This window comes from Streptomyces sp. NPDC001204 (genome assembly GCF_053598035.1).
Genome location: NZ_JBSFJL010000046.1, coordinates 31732 through 47330, shown reverse-complemented (window position 1 = coordinate 47330; position 15599 = coordinate 31732). Strand labels below are relative to the sequence as shown.

18 protein-coding genes are annotated in these 15599 nt (G+C 72.8%); 9 read left to right on the top strand and 9 right to left on the bottom strand.

Translation table 11 applies throughout. The annotated features are described in order from the left end of the window. Positions 1–14 precede the first annotated feature (14 nt). Both ACWC91_RS38225 and ACWC91_RS38220 read left to right on the top strand, forming a co-directional pair. Positions 15–404, top strand: a complete 390-nt coding sequence (locus tag ACWC91_RS38225) for a MarR family winged helix-turn-helix transcriptional regulator (RefSeq protein ID WP_376501184.1) — start codon at positions 15–17, stop codon at positions 402–404. After that, a complete protein-coding gene (locus ACWC91_RS38220) occupies positions 401–2155 on the top strand; it encodes an MFS transporter (protein WP_450643416.1) in 1755 nt (584 codons plus the stop codon). The genes ACWC91_RS38225 and ACWC91_RS38220 overlap by 4 nt, the downstream gene beginning before the upstream one ends. 102 nt (positions 2156–2257) lie before the next feature. Here ACWC91_RS38220 and ACWC91_RS38215 read toward each other — a convergent pair whose 3' ends face one another. Both ACWC91_RS38215 and ACWC91_RS38210 read right to left on the bottom strand, forming a co-directional pair. Further along, positions 2258–2431, bottom strand: coding sequence for a CsbD family protein (locus ACWC91_RS38215; RefSeq protein ID WP_225079460.1), 174 nt, complete (start codon positions 2429–2431; stop codon positions 2258–2260). A gap of 110 nt (positions 2432–2541) precedes the next feature. Then, positions 2542–4041 carry an MFS transporter gene (locus ACWC91_RS38210; protein WP_225079459.1) on the bottom strand — a complete coding sequence of 500 codons (1500 nt, stop codon included), beginning with the start codon at positions 4039–4041 and terminating at the stop codon, positions 2542–2544. Between the two features lie 600 nt (positions 4042–4641). Between ACWC91_RS38210 and ACWC91_RS38205 the strand changes: the two genes are divergently transcribed. Beyond that, entirely contained in the window at positions 4642–5487 is an 846-nt protein-coding gene (locus ACWC91_RS38205) for a SigB/SigF/SigG family RNA polymerase sigma factor (protein ID WP_225079524.1), read from the top strand. A 20-nt stretch (positions 5488–5507) separates the two neighbouring features. On the opposite strand, the gene ACWC91_RS38200 is transcribed toward ACWC91_RS38205, so the two are convergent. Beyond that, positions 5508–6431 (bottom strand): DMT family transporter, encoded by a 924-nt coding sequence (locus ACWC91_RS38200; protein ID WP_225079458.1) that lies wholly within the window; start codon positions 6429–6431, stop codon positions 5508–5510. A 158-nt stretch (positions 6432–6589) separates the two neighbouring features. Here ACWC91_RS38200 and ACWC91_RS38195 point away from each other — a divergent pair, with 158 nt between their 5' ends. Further along, positions 6590–7954, top strand: coding sequence for an FAD-dependent oxidoreductase (locus ACWC91_RS38195; RefSeq protein WP_450643415.1), 1365 nt, complete (start codon positions 6590–6592; stop codon positions 7952–7954). Between the two features lie 120 nt (positions 7955–8074). Here ACWC91_RS38195 and ACWC91_RS38190 read toward each other — a convergent pair whose 3' ends face one another. Further along, complete coding sequence (locus tag ACWC91_RS38190) at positions 8075–8308, bottom strand: chaplin (RefSeq protein ID WP_225079456.1); 234 nt, start codon at positions 8306–8308, stop codon at positions 8075–8077. Positions 8309–8801: 493 nt separating this feature from the next. Here ACWC91_RS38190 and ACWC91_RS38185 point away from each other — a divergent pair, with 493 nt between their 5' ends. Next, entirely contained in the window at positions 8802–10034 is a 1233-nt protein-coding gene (locus tag ACWC91_RS38185; protein WP_225079455.1) for a hypothetical protein, read from the top strand. Between the two features lie 191 nt (positions 10035–10225). On the opposite strand, the gene ACWC91_RS38180 is transcribed toward ACWC91_RS38185, so the two are convergent. Next, on the bottom strand, positions 10226–11263 hold the full coding sequence (locus tag ACWC91_RS38180) for a hypothetical protein (RefSeq protein WP_225079454.1): 1038 nt from the start codon (positions 11261–11263) through the stop codon (positions 10226–10228). Between the two features lie 201 nt (positions 11264–11464). On the opposite strand from ACWC91_RS38180, the gene ACWC91_RS38175 reads away from it, so the two are divergent. The 3 genes from ACWC91_RS38175 (at position 11465) to tgmB (ending at position 13135) form a co-directional block, all read left to right on the top strand. Beyond that, positions 11465–11824: a DUF1232 domain-containing protein gene (locus ACWC91_RS38175; RefSeq protein ID WP_225079453.1), complete on the top strand. Its 360-nt coding sequence runs from the start codon at positions 11465–11467 to the stop codon at positions 11822–11824. A 121-nt stretch (positions 11825–11945) separates the two neighbouring features. Then, entirely contained in the window at positions 11946–12137 is a 192-nt protein-coding gene (gene tgmA / locus ACWC91_RS38170) for a putative ATP-grasp-modified RiPP (RefSeq protein WP_141364557.1), read from the top strand. 14 nt (positions 12138–12151) lie between these two features. Beyond that, on the top strand, positions 12152–13135 hold the full coding sequence (gene tgmB / locus ACWC91_RS38165; protein ID WP_225079452.1) for an ATP-grasp ribosomal peptide maturase: 984 nt from the start codon (positions 12152–12154) through the stop codon (positions 13133–13135). A 46-nt stretch (positions 13136–13181) separates the two neighbouring features. Here the strand turns inward: tgmB and ACWC91_RS38160 are convergent, their stop codons facing one another. The 4 genes from ACWC91_RS38160 to ACWC91_RS38145 form a co-directional block, all read right to left on the bottom strand. Then, entirely contained in the window at positions 13182–13445 is a 264-nt protein-coding gene (locus ACWC91_RS38160) for a DUF5133 domain-containing protein (protein WP_281157479.1), read from the bottom strand. Between the two features lie 143 nt (positions 13446–13588). Further along, positions 13589–13837 (bottom strand): WhiB family transcriptional regulator, encoded by a 249-nt coding sequence (locus ACWC91_RS38155; RefSeq protein WP_225079523.1) that lies wholly within the window; start codon positions 13835–13837, stop codon positions 13589–13591. 313 nt (positions 13838–14150) lie between these two features. After that, positions 14151–14669, bottom strand: coding sequence for a hypothetical protein (locus ACWC91_RS38150; protein WP_281157478.1), 519 nt, complete (start codon positions 14667–14669; stop codon positions 14151–14153). A 42-nt stretch (positions 14670–14711) separates the two neighbouring features. After that, on the bottom strand, positions 14712–15206 hold the full coding sequence (locus ACWC91_RS38145) for an ATP-binding protein (protein WP_225079449.1): 495 nt from the start codon (positions 15204–15206) through the stop codon (positions 14712–14714). Between the two features lie 153 nt (positions 15207–15359). On the opposite strand from ACWC91_RS38145, the gene ACWC91_RS38140 reads away from it, so the two are divergent. Then, positions 15360–15590 (top strand): DUF397 domain-containing protein, encoded by a 231-nt coding sequence (locus tag ACWC91_RS38140; RefSeq protein WP_141364546.1) that lies wholly within the window; start codon positions 15360–15362, stop codon positions 15588–15590. Positions 15591–15599 lie beyond the last annotated feature (9 nt).

The window sequence follows — 15599 nt, the reverse complement described above, 5'->3', positions numbered from 1 at the left end:
CCTCCGATCTGCGCGTGGCCGTCGCCCGGATCACGCGGCGGCTGCGGCAGGCGCACGCGGTGGGTGACGTGTCGCTGTCCGGCATGTCGGTGCTGGCCCGGCTGGCCGCCGACGGCCCGGACTCGCCGGGCACGCTGGCCGAACTGGAACGCGTCAGGCCGCAGGCGATGGCGGCGACCCTCGCCGCCCTCGAACAGCGCGGCCTGGTCCTACGCTCCCCCCACGCCGTCGACCGGCGCCGCAGCGTGGTGGCCGTCACCGCCGCCGGGCGCGACATGCTGGCCGCGCGGCGCACCGAGTCCGTACGCCGGCTCGCCGACGTCATCGCGGAGTTCACACCGCGGGAACAGCGCACGCTCGCCGCCGCGCTGCCCCTGCTCGACCGGCTGGCGGAACGGCTGTGACCCCCCGCACGCCTGCCGCCGTGGGCCCCGGCTACAAGTGGGTCGCCCTGTCGAACACCACACTCGGAGTGCTGATCGCCACGATGGACGCCTCCATCGTGATCATCTCGCTGCCGGCGATCTTCCGGGGCATCGGGCTCGATCCGCTCGCGCCGGGCAACATCAGCTATCTGCTGTGGATGATCCTGGGCTACCTGCTGGTCTCGGCCGTGCTGGTGGTCGTACTCGGCCGGCTCGGCGACATGTTCGGCCGGGTGCGCATCTACAACCTGGGGTTCCTGGTCTTCGCCTGCGCCTCCGTCGCGCTGTCCCTCGACCCGTTCAGGGCCGGGGCCGGTGCGCTGTGGCTGATCCTGTGGCGGGTGGTGCAGGCCTTCGGCGGCTCGATGCTCACCGCGAACTCGGCCGCCATCCTCACCGACGCCTTCCCCGCCAGGCAGCGCGGGATGGCCCTGGGCGTCAACCAGATCACCGCGCTGGCCGGCCAGTTCCTCGGGCTGCTCGCGGGCGGGCTGCTCGCCACCGTCGACTGGCGTGCCGTGTTCTGGGTGAGCGTCCCGATCAGCGTGGGCGGCACCATCTGGTCCTATCTGAGCCTGCGGGAGACGGCCCCAGGACGGCGCGGCCGCGTGGACTGGCCGGGCAACCTCACCTTCGCTGCGGGTGCCGGGTTCCTGCTCGCCGCGATCACCTACGGCATCCAGCCCTACGGCGGGAACGCCACCGGCTGGGGCAACCCGTGGGTCCTCGCCGGACTGGTGGGCGGCTGCTTCCTGCTGATCCTGTTCTGCTTCATCGAGACACGCGTGGCCGAGCCCATGTTCCACCTCGCGCTGTTCCGGATGCGGGCGTTCGCCGCGGGCAACCTGGCCGCGCTGCTCACCGCGATCGCGCGCGGCGGGCTCCAGTTCATGCTCATCATCTGGCTCCAGGGCATCTGGCTGCCCCTGCACGGCTACGACTTCGAGGACACCCCGCTGTGGGCGGGCATGTTCATGCTCCCGCTGACCCTGGGGTTCCTGCTCGCCGGTCCCCTCTCCGGCTATCTCTCCGACCGGTTCGGCGCCCGGCTGTTCTCCACGACCGGCCTGCTGCTGGTGACCGCGTCCTTCCTCGGTCTGCTGGCCCTGCCGGTGGACTTCGCCTACGGGCCGTTCGCGGTGCTGCTGCTGGTCAGCGGCTTCGGCCAGGGCATGTTCTCGGCGCCCAACACATCGTCGATCATGGGCAGCGTGCCTCCGGAGTACCGGGGCGTGGCCTCGGGCATGCGCTCCACCTTCCAGAACTCCGGCACCGCCCTGTCCATCGGCGTGTTCTTCTCCCTGATGATCTCGGGGCTCGCGTCCTCCCTGCCGTCGGCACTGAGCGACGGGCTGCGGGCGCACGGCGTTCCGGCGGCCGCGGCCGAGCACGCCGCCTCGCTGCCGCCGGTGAGCACGCTGTTCGCCACGTTCCTCGGCGACAACCCCGTACAGCACCTGCTCGGGCCGAGCGGAACGCTCGACCGGCTGCCCGCGGCGCAGCAGGAGGCCCTGACCGGGCACACGTTCTTTCCGCAGCTGGTCTCCGGGCCCTTCCACCACGGTCTGACCATCGTCTTCGGCGTCGCCGCCGCGATGGCCCTCGTCTCCGCCGTGGCCTCGGCACTGCGCGGCCGTCACCGGCTGCCCGACGAAGGGGTCCGGCGACCGGCCCCACTGGCCGGGAAGACGCCGGCGGGACCCTCGCTCGACGAGCAGGGGTCCCGCTGAGGGCGCTCGGGTCGTCCGAGGGCAGTCTCCGAATTCGGCCGAATCCGAGGACACTCCGGGGGCGTCCGAGGACGCTCGGATCGTCGTCCTCGCCGTCCGGGGTCAACCCTTGAAGACGTCCTTCGTCTTCTCCTTGGCCTGACGGGCGTTGCCCTTGGCCTTCTCGGCCTGCCCCTCGGCGGTCATCCTCTCGTTGCCCACCGCGCGGCCGACCGTCTCCTTGGCCTTGCCCTTCATCTGTTCCTTCTTGGCCTTGCCCTTCTGGTCACCAGCCACTGTCGCTCACTCCAAGCACATCGCTGTCGGTGTCATGTTCCGGGTGCTCGGCGGGGCGGCGGCCAAACCTCCCGATCACGCTACCGATCACGACGAGTGACCGGCCTTGGTCAGCCGTGGCCCGCACGGGTGTGCTCGGTTCGGACCCGGCGCGCATCGCGCCGGCCGCGGGGGTGCCGGTCGTGGTGGAGGTCGAGGACGGCGAGGGCCAGGGCCCCCAGCAGGGCCACGAGGGCGCAGCCCACGGCGAGGGCGACGGCATCGTGGTAGTTCTTGCCGTTCGCCGCGAGCACCATGTAGTAAAGGCCCGGCAGGGCCGCCGTGCCCACGGCGCCCCCGAGCCGCTGTCCGGTCTGCAGGGCGCCGCCCGCGGCCCCGGCCATCCGCACCGGCACGTCACTCAGTGTCATGGTCACGTTCGGGGAGATGACACAGCCGCTGCCCACGCCGCCCACGAACAGGGCGGGCGCGGCCCACCACGCCTCGGCGCCCGGCGGAGCCGACCGCAGGATCAGCGCGGTGGCCCCCAGCCCGACGACGACGGTGACGAGCCCCCAGAGGGTCAGCAGCCGCCCGAACCGCTCCACCAGCCGGCCCGAGACCACCGCCGCGGCCGCCGATCCGATGGCGAACGGGGTCACCGCGAGACCGGAGTCCAACGGCTCGTAGCCGAGGCCGTCCTGGAAGAACAGGGCGAACACCAGCCACACCCCGCTGAACCCCACGAAGTACAGCGCGCCCAGCGACGTGCCCGCCGCGTAGCCGCGCGTGCAGGTCAGCAGCCGTGGATCCAGCAGCGGCCGGCCGTCGCGCGCCGCGACCCACCCCTCCCAGCGGGCGAAGGCCGCCAGGAGCGCCAGGCCCACCGGGAACAGCCACCACAGCCGGCGCAGTCCCCCGCTGTCGGCGAACACCAGGGGCAGCATCAGGCCCAGCACCCCGGCGCCCAGCAGGACCACGCCAGGCAGGTCCAGGCTCTCCCGGCGGCCGCGCGCCACGCGGGGCAGCAGCCGAAGGCCCAGCAGCAGCGCGACCGCGCCGATCGGCACGTTGACGTAGAAGATCCAGCGCCATCCCTGGGTGCCGTGCGCCAGGGCCAGGATCAGGCCTCCGGTGACGGGTCCCACCGCGCTGGAGATGCCCACCGTGGCGCCGAAGAGACCGAAGGCGCGGCCTCGCTCGGCCCCGCGGAACATCTGCTGGATCAGCGCCGAGTTCTGCGGGGCGAGGCAGCCCGCGCAGGCGCCCTGCGCGATCCGGGCCACGACGAGCCAGGCGATCGTGGGCGCGGCGCCCGCTCCCGCGCTGCAGACCACGAAACCGGCCAGGGACCACAGGAAGATCCTGCGCCGTCCCATCGCGTCGCCGAGCCGGCCCGCCGGGACCAGGGCGAGGGCGAACGACAGGGCGTAGCCGGAGACGACCCACTGCACGGCGGCCGCCGAAGCGCTCAGGTCCCGCTGCATCGACGGCAGCGCCACGGCCACGATCGTGACGTCGAGCAGGCTCATGAATCCGGTGGCGAGCGTGACCCACAGGGCCTTCCAGCGCCTCGGATCGAGTCCCGCCGTGTCGCCGGTGCGTCCGCCTGCCCGCGCGTCCCTGTTCACGAAGGCTCCTCGTTCGCGAAGGCTCCTCCCGGTCGCCGCCGAAGCACGCACCGGCGGTCGGAATCGGCGCGCTCCGGCCGCGTTCCCCGCCGGTCGCCGTCGAATACGGCCGCACTGGCTCGGCCCGTCGGCCCAGGTGCGCGGCCGCGTCGCCCAGTGCCGGGCGGGCCGCCCCGGCGGCGCGGCGGACCCGCCTGACCGCCTGGCGGGCGTGGTGGACCGCGGCGTCGCGTTCGCTGCCCGGCGGCAGGCTGAGCGCGCGTTCCACACGGCTGGGCCATACAGTGCCCGTTGACGCGATCCGAGGGTTCAAACCCGTCGCCGGCCCAGCGGCTGTACGTCCCGGGCGGCACGCTCCTCCTCGACGGTCCGGAGGAGATCGCCCGGCGCTTCCCGTGAGCCGGCCCGGCCGTGCCGCACCTGGGCGGCACCACCCCACCGGGCGGTCCCTCCCACCCCGGCTCGGCAGGCGCGCCGGCGTGAGAGGGGGAAATATATGGGTGTGAGGTTTACGCACGGGGGTAGGCGCTGCGGCGTCCGCCTTGATCAACAAGGTGGACGCGTACCGAAGATGTTCCGGCTGAGAGGGAGGGCCGCATGATGGCGGTGACCACGGAGGCGAAGGCGACTCGGGCTCGTACGGAGCTGCCGGAGGTGGCCGACCCCTCAAAGGTCGCACCCACCGACGCGCGGGCCCTGTCGCGCCTGTTCTTCGACCGGCTGGCGAAGCTGGAGGAGGGCACGCCCGAGCACCAGTACGCCCGCAACACGCTGATCGAGATGAACATGTCCCTCGTCCGCTACGCGGCCGGCCGCTTCCGCAGCCGGGGCCAGCAGGAGATGGAGGACATCGTCCAGGTCGGCATGATCGGGCTGATCAAGGCGATCGACCGGTTCGAGCTCGCCCGCGAGGTGGAGTTCACGTCCTTCGCCGTGCCGTACATCGTCGGTGAGATCAAGCGTTTCTTCCGCGACACCTCCTGGGCCGTGCACGTCCCGCGCCGGTTGCAGGAGGCCCGCGTCGAGCTGGCCAAGGCCACCGAGGAGCTCGGCAGCCGGCTGGGTCGCAAGCCCACGACCGCGGAGCTCGCGGAGCTGATGAACCTGCCCGAGCAGGAGGTCGTCGACGCGATGGTGGCCTCCAACGGCTACACCTCCGCCTCCCTGGACGCCGCCGTCAGCGGCAGCGAGGAGGGGGAGAACGTCCTCGCCGACTTCATCGGCGCCGAGGACACCGGCCTGGAACTCGTGGAGGACATCCACAGCCTGGCTCCGCTGCTCGCGGAACTCGACGAGCGGGACCGGCTGATCATCCACATGCGGTTCGTCGAGGAACTCACCCAGGCACAGATCGGGGAGCACCTGGGCATCTCCCAGATGCATGTGTCCCGCCTGCTCAACCGGCTGCTGGGCCGGCTGCGGCAGGGCCTGCTGACCACCCGCTGAACCACGGCCCCGACCGGACCTCAGGACCCGGACGCGCGCTCCGGTGGGGCGGGGCGGCCGACGGGACCGCCGGCCGCCCGGCCGTCGCCGGCCAGGGTCTGCTGGGCGTGCGGGACCACGTGGATGAGGCGCAGGACGCCCCACAGGATCAGGCCGGCACCGATCAGCTCCGGCAGGAGCCACCAGCCCGTGCGGATCTGCTCGCCGAAGAGCGTGACGCCCAGCAGCAGGCTCACCGTCGCGTCGCCGAGCGTCAGCGCCGGCTGGGAGGCGGCCAGCGAGCCCGCCTGGAGCGAGTTCTCCAGGAGCAACAGGGCACCGACCCCGGTGAGGGCGAAACCGTACGTCTGCCAGGTGGTGAGGAAGACCGCGAGGCCGGAGCTGTCCAGGGTGCCGGCCGCCGACTTCAGCAGGGCGGCGGTCAGGGCGTTGCCGATGGCGGCGGCCGCGGCCAGCACGGCGGCGCGGAACAGGGAGGGGCGTCCCGGCCGGGCGAGGACCACCGCCGCCGCCATCGCCCCCAGACACACCGCCAGGGCCGGGACCCACCGCATCATGGACGCCTGGTCCCGGGCCCCGGAGGGCGCGGCCGAGACCAGGACCAGCGTGAGGCCGCCGACCATGCCCGCCACACCCCACCAGCCCGCGCGGGGCAGCCTGCGGTGCATCAGGGGAGCGGCGATGAGCAGGGCGAAGGGCAGTTCCAGGATGAACAGGGGCTGCACGAGCGCCATCGGGCCGTTCACCAGCGCGAGGGCCTGGAACAGGGCGGCCCCCATCACCCCGCCGATGCCCGCCAGCCAGGCGGGGCGGCGCGCCAGGGCGAGCAGCAGGCGCAGTCCGCCGCCGCGCGCGACGGTGGAGGCCGCCTTGCGCTGGAAGGCCGTGCCCATGGCGTTGCTGGCGGCCCCCATGACGGCGAAGCACGCAGCCAACCCGATCACAGGTCCACCATGCCCGACCGGCGCCGTGCCGTCCTGCCGTCGGGCAAGCCATAAATCGACCTTATGGGCCCATAGACCGGACCCGCGTACCAACTTAGGTTTGCCTTAGTTTAAGGTTGCCGACGAGTCGACCGTCCTCGCTCGAAGGGAACCTGATCATGCCCCGCCCCCTGCGGGTAGCCATCGTCGGAGCCGGCCCCGCCGGGATCTACGCCGCCGACGCCCTCCTCAAGTCCGACGTGGCCACCGAGCCGGGCGTGTCCATCGACCTCTTCGAGCGCATGCCGGCCCCGTTCGGCCTGATCCGCTACGGAGTCGCCCCTGACCACCCGCGCATCAAGGGCATCGTCACGGCCCTCCACCAGGTGCTCGACAAGCCGCAGATACGGCTCTTCGGCAACGTCGACTACCCGGGCGACATCAGCCTGGACGACCTGCGCGCGTTCTACGACGCCGTGATCTTCTCCACCGGCGCGACGGCCGACCGGGTGCTGCCCATACCCGGCATCGAGCTGGAGGGCTCGTACGGCGCCGCGGACTTCGTCTCCTGGTACGACGGGCACCCGGACGTGCCGCGCACCTGGCCGCTGACGGCGCGGAAGGTCGCCGTGCTCGGGGTCGGCAACGTCGCCCTCGACGTGGCCCGCATCCTGGCCAAGACGGCCGACGAGCTGCTGCCGACCGAGATACCGCCGAACGTGCACGAGGGCCTGAAGGCCAACGAGGCGGTGGAGATCCACGTGTTCGGCCGCCGGGGCCCGGCGCAGGCGAAGTTCAGCCCGATGGAGCTGCGGGAGCTGGACCACTCCCCGTCGATCGAGGTCATCGTCGACCCCGAGGACATCGACTACGACGAGGGCTCCATCGCGACCCGGCGCGGCAACAAGCAGGCCGACATGGTCGCCAAGACGCTGGAGAACTGGGCGATCCGCGACGCCGGCGACCGGCCGCACAAGCTGTTCCTGCACTTCTTCGAGTCCCCGGCCGAGGTCCTCGGCGAGGACGGCAGGGTCGTCGGCCTGCGCACCGAGCGCACCGCGCTCGACGGCACCGGCAACGTCAAGGGCACCGGCACCTTCAAGGACTGGGACGTCACGGCCGTGTACCGGGCCGTGGGCTACCTCTCCGACAAGCTGCCCAAGCTGCCCTGGGACCTGGAGTCGGGCACGGTCCCGGACGAGGGCGGCCGGATCGTCGCCGAGTCCGGCGAGCACGTGCGGTCCCTGTACGTCACCGGGTGGATCCGGCGCGGCCCCGTGGGCCTCATCGGCCACACCAAGGGCGACGCCAACGAGACGGTCGCCAACCTGCTGGACGACTTCGCGAACGGGCGCCTGGACACCCCCGCCTCGCCCGCCCCCGAGGCCGTCGACGCCTTCCTCGCCGAGCGGAACGTCCGCTTCACCACCTGGGAGGGCTGGTACCGGCTGGACGCCGCGGAGAAGGCCCTGGGCGAACCGCAGGGCCGCGAGCGCGTGAAGATCGTCGAACGCGAGGACATGCTCCGCGCGAGCGGCGCGTAGTCCGCACGCCAGCCTGCCCGCCGTCCGCCGTCCGCCGGGCAGGGACCGCCCGGCGGACGGCGTGTGGAGCCGGAACGGGAAGCGGTGCGCCGGACGCGCACCGCCCCGCCAGGGGTCGCCCTAGCTGTTCGCGCACGCGTTCCCGGCGGCGGGGTTGAGCAGGCCGATCAGGTTGACCGAGTTGCCGCACAGGTTGAGGCCGAGGTCGATGGGGACCTGGATGACGTTGCCGGAGAGCACCCCCGGGCTGTTGAGGGCGGTACCGGTCGCGTCGGCGTCGGCCGCGGCGGTTCCCGCGCACGTCATCAGGGCCGCACCGGCCAGGGTCGCGGCAGCCGTCATTCTGATCCTCATGGAGAACTCCTGTCGCTCGAAGAACACGGGCGTTCCCACGGTGAGGGTCCCGGGCGCCGCAGAACACCGTTCCACCGCCGAATGCAGGCCGAATGCAGTAGGACTGTCAGTCTCACAGGGGGTGACATGCTCCGAACGGGGAAGGCGGCACGGGTGACGTCTCGCAAGGAGAGGTGACGGACCGTGAGCCGGACGGCCGTGGGCCGGGGCCCTGCGGCAGGAGGACGTCGGCCCGGCCGGAGATCCCGGCTCCGGCGCCCGCGTCAACGCCGTGCCGCCGCCCTCCGGGTACTCGCCGTGGACGTCACCGGCCGGCCGGCCGGGCCTTCGCCCAGACCGGCTGACCACGGAGAACGCCCCGCCACGGCACGCGCACGGCCGTGGGCGACCGGCCCCGCCGCCACGGCGGGACGGGCGCCGACCCCGCACGACCGGGCATGATCCGGCTTGGCGATACTGAACGCACCCGCCGTCCTCGCTCTCAGATTGGCTCATGTCGAACTCTCCCTCCCCCCGCCCCGCGACCCCGCCCACGGTGTGGCCGGCCCGCGGCCGCCACACCGGGCCCGCCGCGGAGGACGTCGTGCGGCGCCACCTGAAGCGGCTCAAGGCCGACGACGTCATCCACGACCACCTCGAACCGGAGCCCAGCGGCCCCGGCGGCGAGAAGGTCTTCGAGGCCCGCTGGCTGGTGCCCGGCGAGGTGACCGTGCGGGCCCGGCTCGCCCTGTCGCCCCTCGCCGGCTCCGGTTCCGGACTGGGGCGCGAGTGGGTGCTGATGGCGGAGGCGGAGCAGCCGTGGGACCCGCGGTGGCCCTCCCCCGCGACCATGTTCTGGCCGCAGGGCCCCGACGCCGGCTGGGAGTACGAGGCCGTCACCGGGCTGCGGCTCGGGGAGGTCACTCCCCTCCCGGACGACGACAAGGAGCTCCGGCGGGTACTGCGGCACGCGGCGCGGGACACCTGGACCCTGCACGTCGTCGTCCACGAGGCCATGACGCCCGACGAGCGCGGCCGGGCGGCGGTGGTGCGGGTGCTGCCCGAGGGCCTGCGGCACCGGGTGGTGGAGCACCGGGCCGCGCCGCACCGGTTCAGGGCCGTGAACTGGGTGCTGGACGACTTCGGCGTCCGGTTGCCCCGCGGCGGCGCCCTGGTCCTGCCGGGCAGTCCGCCGCCACCCGGCTACGACGCCCAGGACTTCTCGGTGCGCAGCGTCTTCCTGGACGGCACGGAACCCACCGAACTCATCGACGCCGTCAAGCGTTTCGCCGCGCTGCCCAGGCCCCTGCCGAACGGCGCCGACCGGGCCCTCACCGCGCTGCGCGAGGAGTGGCAGCTACTGACCCCGGAGGAAGAACTCGCCCGGGCGCGCGAGCTCGTCACCATGTACTCCGAGGCCCTGGAGGCGATGACGAAGTCCCGGGACCTGTACCGGGAGGCCGCCGAGCGCGCCCACGAGGCCCTCGCCGTGTACCGGGAGTCGGAGGCCGGGGGCACGCTGACCGCCGGGAAGCAGGCCCGTACGGCCGCGGGGTCCCCCTTCCAGCAGCTGGCACGCGGACTGGGACGTCTGAAGGGCTCCGCCCTGTCGCTGCGCCCGGGCGCCACGCCCGAGCGGCGGCCGAAGGCCGGTGCGGCCCCCGACGACGACGGCGGATCTCCGGCCGGTGGGGACGCCGGCACGTCCCCACCGGCCGGAGGCTCGAAGCCGCGGACCGGGGACTGAACCCGGTCCACAGCGGCACGGATGCCCGGACCCGCCGGGCGCCGCGGCGCGGACACGCGGTCCGCGCGGCGGCACGTCCGGGAGGCCGCCCGGACGCGCCGCGGCGGAGCGGCTCCCTCGCGGGCGGCGCCGTCCGCCGGGCCACGGGTGTTCGTTTCCGAACGAGCCCTTCCCGGCACCGGGCAAGGGGTTCACGGGGCAGGCGGGTTGACGGCCCGTGAGCCCAGTCCGGCCGGCCGGGGCGGCGGATGTCGCTCGGCCGCCTGCACCATGAGCAGCAGCGAGAGCGCGGCCAGACTGGCCAGCGACGCGCACACCGCGGTGAGTCCGGCGCTCAGCGGTGGTGCCACCGTGATCGCCAGGGCTCGGGAGACCTGCGCCGGGGCGAACCTGCCCTGGACATAGCCGACTCCGGCCAGCACCGCCGGGACGACCGCTCCCGCCACCAGGGCCGCCACTCCGGCGCGCAGGGCCAGCAACACGGCCAGCAGCCCGCACAGCCCCGACACGGTCAGGGCGAGGAGGCAGACGAGCAGGGGGACCCCCTGCCAGCGCAGCGGGAAGTAGGCCGCGCCGCACACCACGAGGGCCGCCGCGGCGATCCAGCTGGGCCAGAAGGCGGGCCTTGCGGGCCGCTCGCCGGGCTCGCCGGCGGCCGTCTGCTCCTCGCCCGCGGCCACGCCGGGCGTCGCACCCGGTTCGTCGTACGGTTCGTCGGACCGCTCCCGTGCCAGCCGACCGATCAGCTCCACGAGATCCTCGACCGTGCGGCCCGCCGCGGCCGCGCGGATCGCCGCCCGGCCGCAGTGCGGCAGTTGCGGCGGCCGGTGCAGCAGCACCACCAGCCGGGTGACGTCCTCCACGCAGCGGCCGCCGACCGCGGCGCGGATCGTTTCGTCGGCGCCGTCGGCCGGCCGCGGCGGCCGGGTCAGCTCCGCGACCAGGCGGGCGACGTCCTCCACGGGCCGGTGCAGGGCGACGGCGCGCAGGGCGTGCCGGACGGCCTCGGTGTGCTCGGGCGATCCCTCCAGCAGGGTGACGAGCCGGAGGACCTCCTCCAGAGGCCGGTCGTCGACCGCGGCCCGGACGAGGCCGCCGACCGGATCACCGGCCGCGCACTCGCCGTCGCCGCGTCCCGCCATGCCGCCGGGCGGCCCGGACCAGTGGATCTCGTCGGTGAAGTCGATGACGGCCTGGTTCGTCTGGGATGGTGAAGAGCGGGTGGTCATGCTGGGCTCCATGGCAGGGGTGCGGCCGCTCCTGCACCCCCGAAGCGCGACACGCCTTTACCCCGCCATTACAAGGGGGCTGTCGCCGGGCGCGCCACCGGGACGACGCAGCGGGGTGACATCCGCTCATGGAAACGCCGCAGCCGGGCATCAGACAAGGAGATGCGCCGGTGAGCGGCACGACGAGGAAGGGCACGAACCGTGGACTCCACCGCGAAGGTGCTGCTCATGACCGCCGTCATCGCGGCCGTCGCGCTGGCCTTGGCCGCCGTGCTGGCCATGGCCGTCGTACTGCTCAGGCGTCTGGTGCGCACCCGGCGGGAGCTGCGCCGTGCCGGCCTTCCGACGGGACCGCGCTGGGTCTTCTGGGGAGCCGTCCTCTATCTCGTCCTGCCCACGGACCTGTTGCCCGACCCGGTGTACCTCGACGACATCGGCGTCCTGCTCCTGGCCCTGCGTTCACTGCACGCCGCCGGCGGCGACCAGTTGCCCGCCCTGGCGCGGCGACCCGGACTTTTCGGGCGTCGCGGACAGCCGGACGCCAAGGACTACGCTCCGTAAGGAAACCATTCACTCGTTCGATTCGTATAAGTCTCGGGAACCCGAAACGAAGTCAGCGGGCCAAGCGACGCCACAAGCAGCACCACCGCTTGGTCGCGGCTGCACCGACAGGGGAGAGACGATGCAACCGTTCGCGCTCAACTACGCTCGTCCGGCAGTGGAACGGGACGCCGCCACGCCGTACGCCTACGACTCCGGGCTGCAGTTGAACGTTCTCATGGACGGACGGATCGCCGCATCCGACCACGCGCTGCTGAGAGAGCTGGGCACCACGACCTCAACGGCGGGCTCCAAGACGCACTTCGACGACTGAACACGGCCGCGGAGATGACCGTACTGATCCTCACCGGCGAGGAGGACGTGACGGCGGACATGGTGGTGATGCACCTGAACGCCTCCTCGACTCCGGTGGTCCGGCTGGATCCGGCCGATCTGACCACGGGCGCCGCCCTGTCGGGCGAGTACGTCCACGGCTCCTTCGACGGCCATCTGTCCGTGGGCGGACGGCTGGTGAGCGTGAGTCGCCTGCGCTCGGTCTGGGTGCGCAGACCCGGAACTCCGGCGGCCCGTGCGAACCAGCCGTCCGCGTGGCTGACCGAGGAGGCGGCACAGGCGCTGTACGGAATGCTGCGCGGCTGCGGAGCCCGCTGGATGAACCATCCGGACGCGGCCGGGCGGGCCCGGCACAAGCCCTGGCAGCTGCGGCTCGCCCAGCGCAGCGGCCTGCCGGTGCCGGCCACGCTCATCACCACCTTCCCGCAGGCCGCCCGGGAGTTCGCCGAGCGGTTCCCGGACCTGGTGGTCAAGCCGGTCTCCGGCGCGCATCCGCAGGAGCCGCCGAGGGCGGTGCCGACCAGCCGGGTTGCCCCGGACGCGGACTTCGGCGCGGTGGCCTACGGCCCGACCCTGCTGCAACGCAGGATCGCCAAGCGCGCCGACATCCGGCTGACGGCGGTCGGCGACACGCTGCTGGCCGCACGCAAGGCGGCCCCGGCGGACGCCGACCCCGAGGAGGTGGACGTCCGGTTCGCCACGTCCGGGACGCCGTGGCGGCCGGCCGAGGTCCCGCCGCGTGTGGCCGCGGCGGTGCTCGCCTATCTGCGGCAGGCCGAACTGGCCTACGGCGCCTTCGACTTCGCCGAGGACGCCGACGGCACGTGGTGGTTCCTGGAGTGCAACCAGTCCGGCCAGTTCGGTTTCGTCGAGGTGGAGACCGGCCAGCCGATCGCCCGGACCATCGCCGAGTGGCTGGCCTGCCCCGGTCCGCGGGAGTGCGAACACGCCAACGGCAGGCGTACGGCGACTCCTTGACGGCGGCACGCCGTGCCAGGGAGGCGCCCGTACGTCTGCCGCTGGATCAGACCGCCAGGGGCAGGGCACCGTCCCCGTCGGCGTCGGTGCTCACATCCGCGTCCACTGTCCGTCCGGGGGCGAGCAGCAGGGCGTCCGCCCTGCCGATGGCTTCGTGGATGCCGGTGGTCCCCATCATGACGCACAAGGTGTAGCTGACGTCCTCCAGCTCCCGGGCCGTCTCGGCCCGCTCCCTCTCCGCCTGAGCGATCTTCAGCGATGCGTACCGCGTCAGCAACGTCCTGACGACCTTCGGGTCCGGAACCAGCACGGAGCGCCCCTCTCTCGATTTTTGCTCCGTATGCCCGCGGCACGCCGTGCCATGCACGGCGACCGACTCGCGGGCATATGTTTGACCGAATTCAGTCGATTTCCGGTGGCACGGCCACCGCTCGCCTCCGGGCGCCGCCGGCTCTACCGGCCGCGGTCCCCGGACCTGTGTCGCGCCGCGGCGCGGCGCTCCCCGGCGGTCATGCCACCCCACACGCCGTCGTACTCGCTGTTTCGCAAAGCCCAGGCCCGGCACTCGCGCAGCACCGGACACCGGTGACACACCGCGCGGGCCTGTTCTATCTGACGCGTGGACGGACCGCTTTCCCCGAGCGGGAAGAACAACTCGGGATCCTCGAAGCGGCACGCCCCGCGCTCGCGCCAGTTCTCGATCGTTCGGACAACGCTCACCGGGACCTCCGCTGAACACTCGGCCGCACATTTTCCGGGCAGCTCCCGTCTGCGGCAGCAGGGCGCCGCACGACCCGGCAGAGGTATCCGCAATATAGGTGTTTTTCGGCCCCACGGCCATGACTGGGTGAGCGCCACGCAGGAGGCGAACAGGAGAACACCGCGCCGTGAGCCGCTCGGGGCGGACGGCCTGCGGCCACGGACCCACTCGGTGAGTGATTCTTCGTGCTGGTGGCCGAATCCGTGCAGTCGGTCCGGGCGGTCGGGGCCGCCCGGAGGTCCCCGGGGACCGGACTCAGTCGGAGAGCGCGTCGGCGAGCTCCGCCGTGGCCGCGGCGATGTCGCGGTCGCGGTCGGCCAGCAGCGCCGGCAGCGCGCCGCGCCGGGCGCGCACGGCCTGCCGCGCCCTGCGTTCCCAGATCACCGGGTTCTCCCGGTGGTTGAGGACCTTGGGGTAGACAGCGGCGACGCTCTCCCACTGGCGGGCGTCGGCGATGCTCCGGAGCAGCTGGATGATCTGCGGACGGCAGGTCACGCCCGGGAGGTGGGCGAGCTCCCACAGGAAGGGAACCGTGGCGGCGGTGGCCTGTTCCACCACGAACCCGAACTGGCAGATCCGTCCGCGCAGATCGTCCAGCGCGGCGCGGGCGGTGCGGGCGTCGCGCGAGGCCACCTTGTGGAGCAGCAGGGGGATGGCGGCCGCGGAGCCGGTGGAGTCCCTGATGTCGCTCCAGGGCACCTGCCCCAGGGCCGACAACGGGGTCGCGCGGTCGGTGCGCTGGGTGCCGGTCTGTTCCGTCGGTACGGTGCGCATGGCGTCGTCCTTTCCGGCGGCGGTCGTACGGGGAACGGCAGTTCAGTGGGGCGGACGCGTCGACAGCTTCACCCAGACCGACTTGCCCGCCGGGGGCCTCGGGGTCCAGCCCCATTCCTCGGCCAGGGCGTCGACGATGCACAGGCCCCGGCCGTGCTCCAGCAGACTGAAGCCGGCCGGAGTGCGGCGTATGGGCCGGCCGTGGCAGGGGTCGGAGACCGTGATGATCAACTGTTCGCCGTCGACGGCGAGTCCGAGCCACACGGCGGTGTCGCCGGGCGGGGCGTACGGCACCGCGTGCGTCGCCGCGTTGGCCGCGAGCTCGGTGACGATGACGGCGGCGTCGTCGGCGCGGTGGCCGACCGACCATCTGTCCAAGGTCTCGCGAGTGAAGGCGCGAGCCCGGGCGAATCCCTCCCGTCCGCAGTCGATCCGCAGCGCTGCGGCCGCGAGCGCGCCGTGGGTCCCCTCCGCCCACGGCGCGATCACGGCGGCCGCGCTCGGCACTTCGAGCTCTCGACTCACTGGTGAGGGCACGGCATCTCCCTGATGCGACGTCACCGAACGGCGTCCACAGGGGGTTGACGCCCCGGCTATTATCCACGCTGAAAGCGTCCGCGTGCAATTGCACGCGAAATTTCTCGTGAAAGTGCGTGCGGACGTGCGAACGTGAACAGCAAGGAGACCGCGGTGCCACCAGTGCGGAACGGAGTGCGGGCCAGTTCGCTGGACGCCCGCTGGATGAAGAGCCGGCACAGCAACGCCGAAGGCAACTGCGTGGAAGTCGCCACTCTGGTCGGCGGGGACATCGCGCTGCGCAACTCCCGTGACCCCGACGGCCCCGCGCTGGTGTACACCCCCGCGGAGGTGGCCGCGTTCCTGGCCGGCGCCAAGGAGGGCGAGTTCGACCATCTGCTGTGAAGCGGAACG

Excerpts from the sequence above, each read along its gene's own strand:
- ACWC91_RS38205 (WP_225079524.1), top strand. The coding sequence starts at position 4,642 with ATGGCGGTGACCACGGAGGCGAAGGCGACTCGGGCTCGTACGGAGCTG.
- ACWC91_RS38195 (WP_450643415.1), top strand. The coding sequence starts at position 6,590 with ATGCCCCGCCCCCTGCGGGTAGCCATCGTCGGAGCCGGCCCCGCCGGG.
- ACWC91_RS38190 (WP_225079456.1), bottom strand. The coding sequence starts at position 8,308 with ATGAGGATCAGAATGACGGCTGCCGCGACCCTGGCCGGTGCGGCCCTG.
- ACWC91_RS38185 (WP_225079455.1), top strand. The coding sequence starts at position 8,802 with ATGTCGAACTCTCCCTCCCCCCGCCCCGCGACCCCGCCCACGGTGTGG.
- ACWC91_RS38180 (WP_225079454.1), bottom strand. The coding sequence starts at position 11,263 with ATGACCACCCGCTCTTCACCATCCCAGACGAACCAGGCCGTCATCGAC.
- tgmA (WP_141364557.1), top strand. The coding sequence starts at position 11,946 with ATGCAACCGTTCGCGCTCAACTACGCTCGTCCGGCAGTGGAACGGGAC.
- tgmB (WP_225079452.1), top strand. The coding sequence starts at position 12,152 with ATGACCGTACTGATCCTCACCGGCGAGGAGGACGTGACGGCGGACATG.
- ACWC91_RS38150 (WP_281157478.1), bottom strand. The coding sequence starts at position 14,669 with ATGCGCACCGTACCGACGGAACAGACCGGCACCCAGCGCACCGACCGC.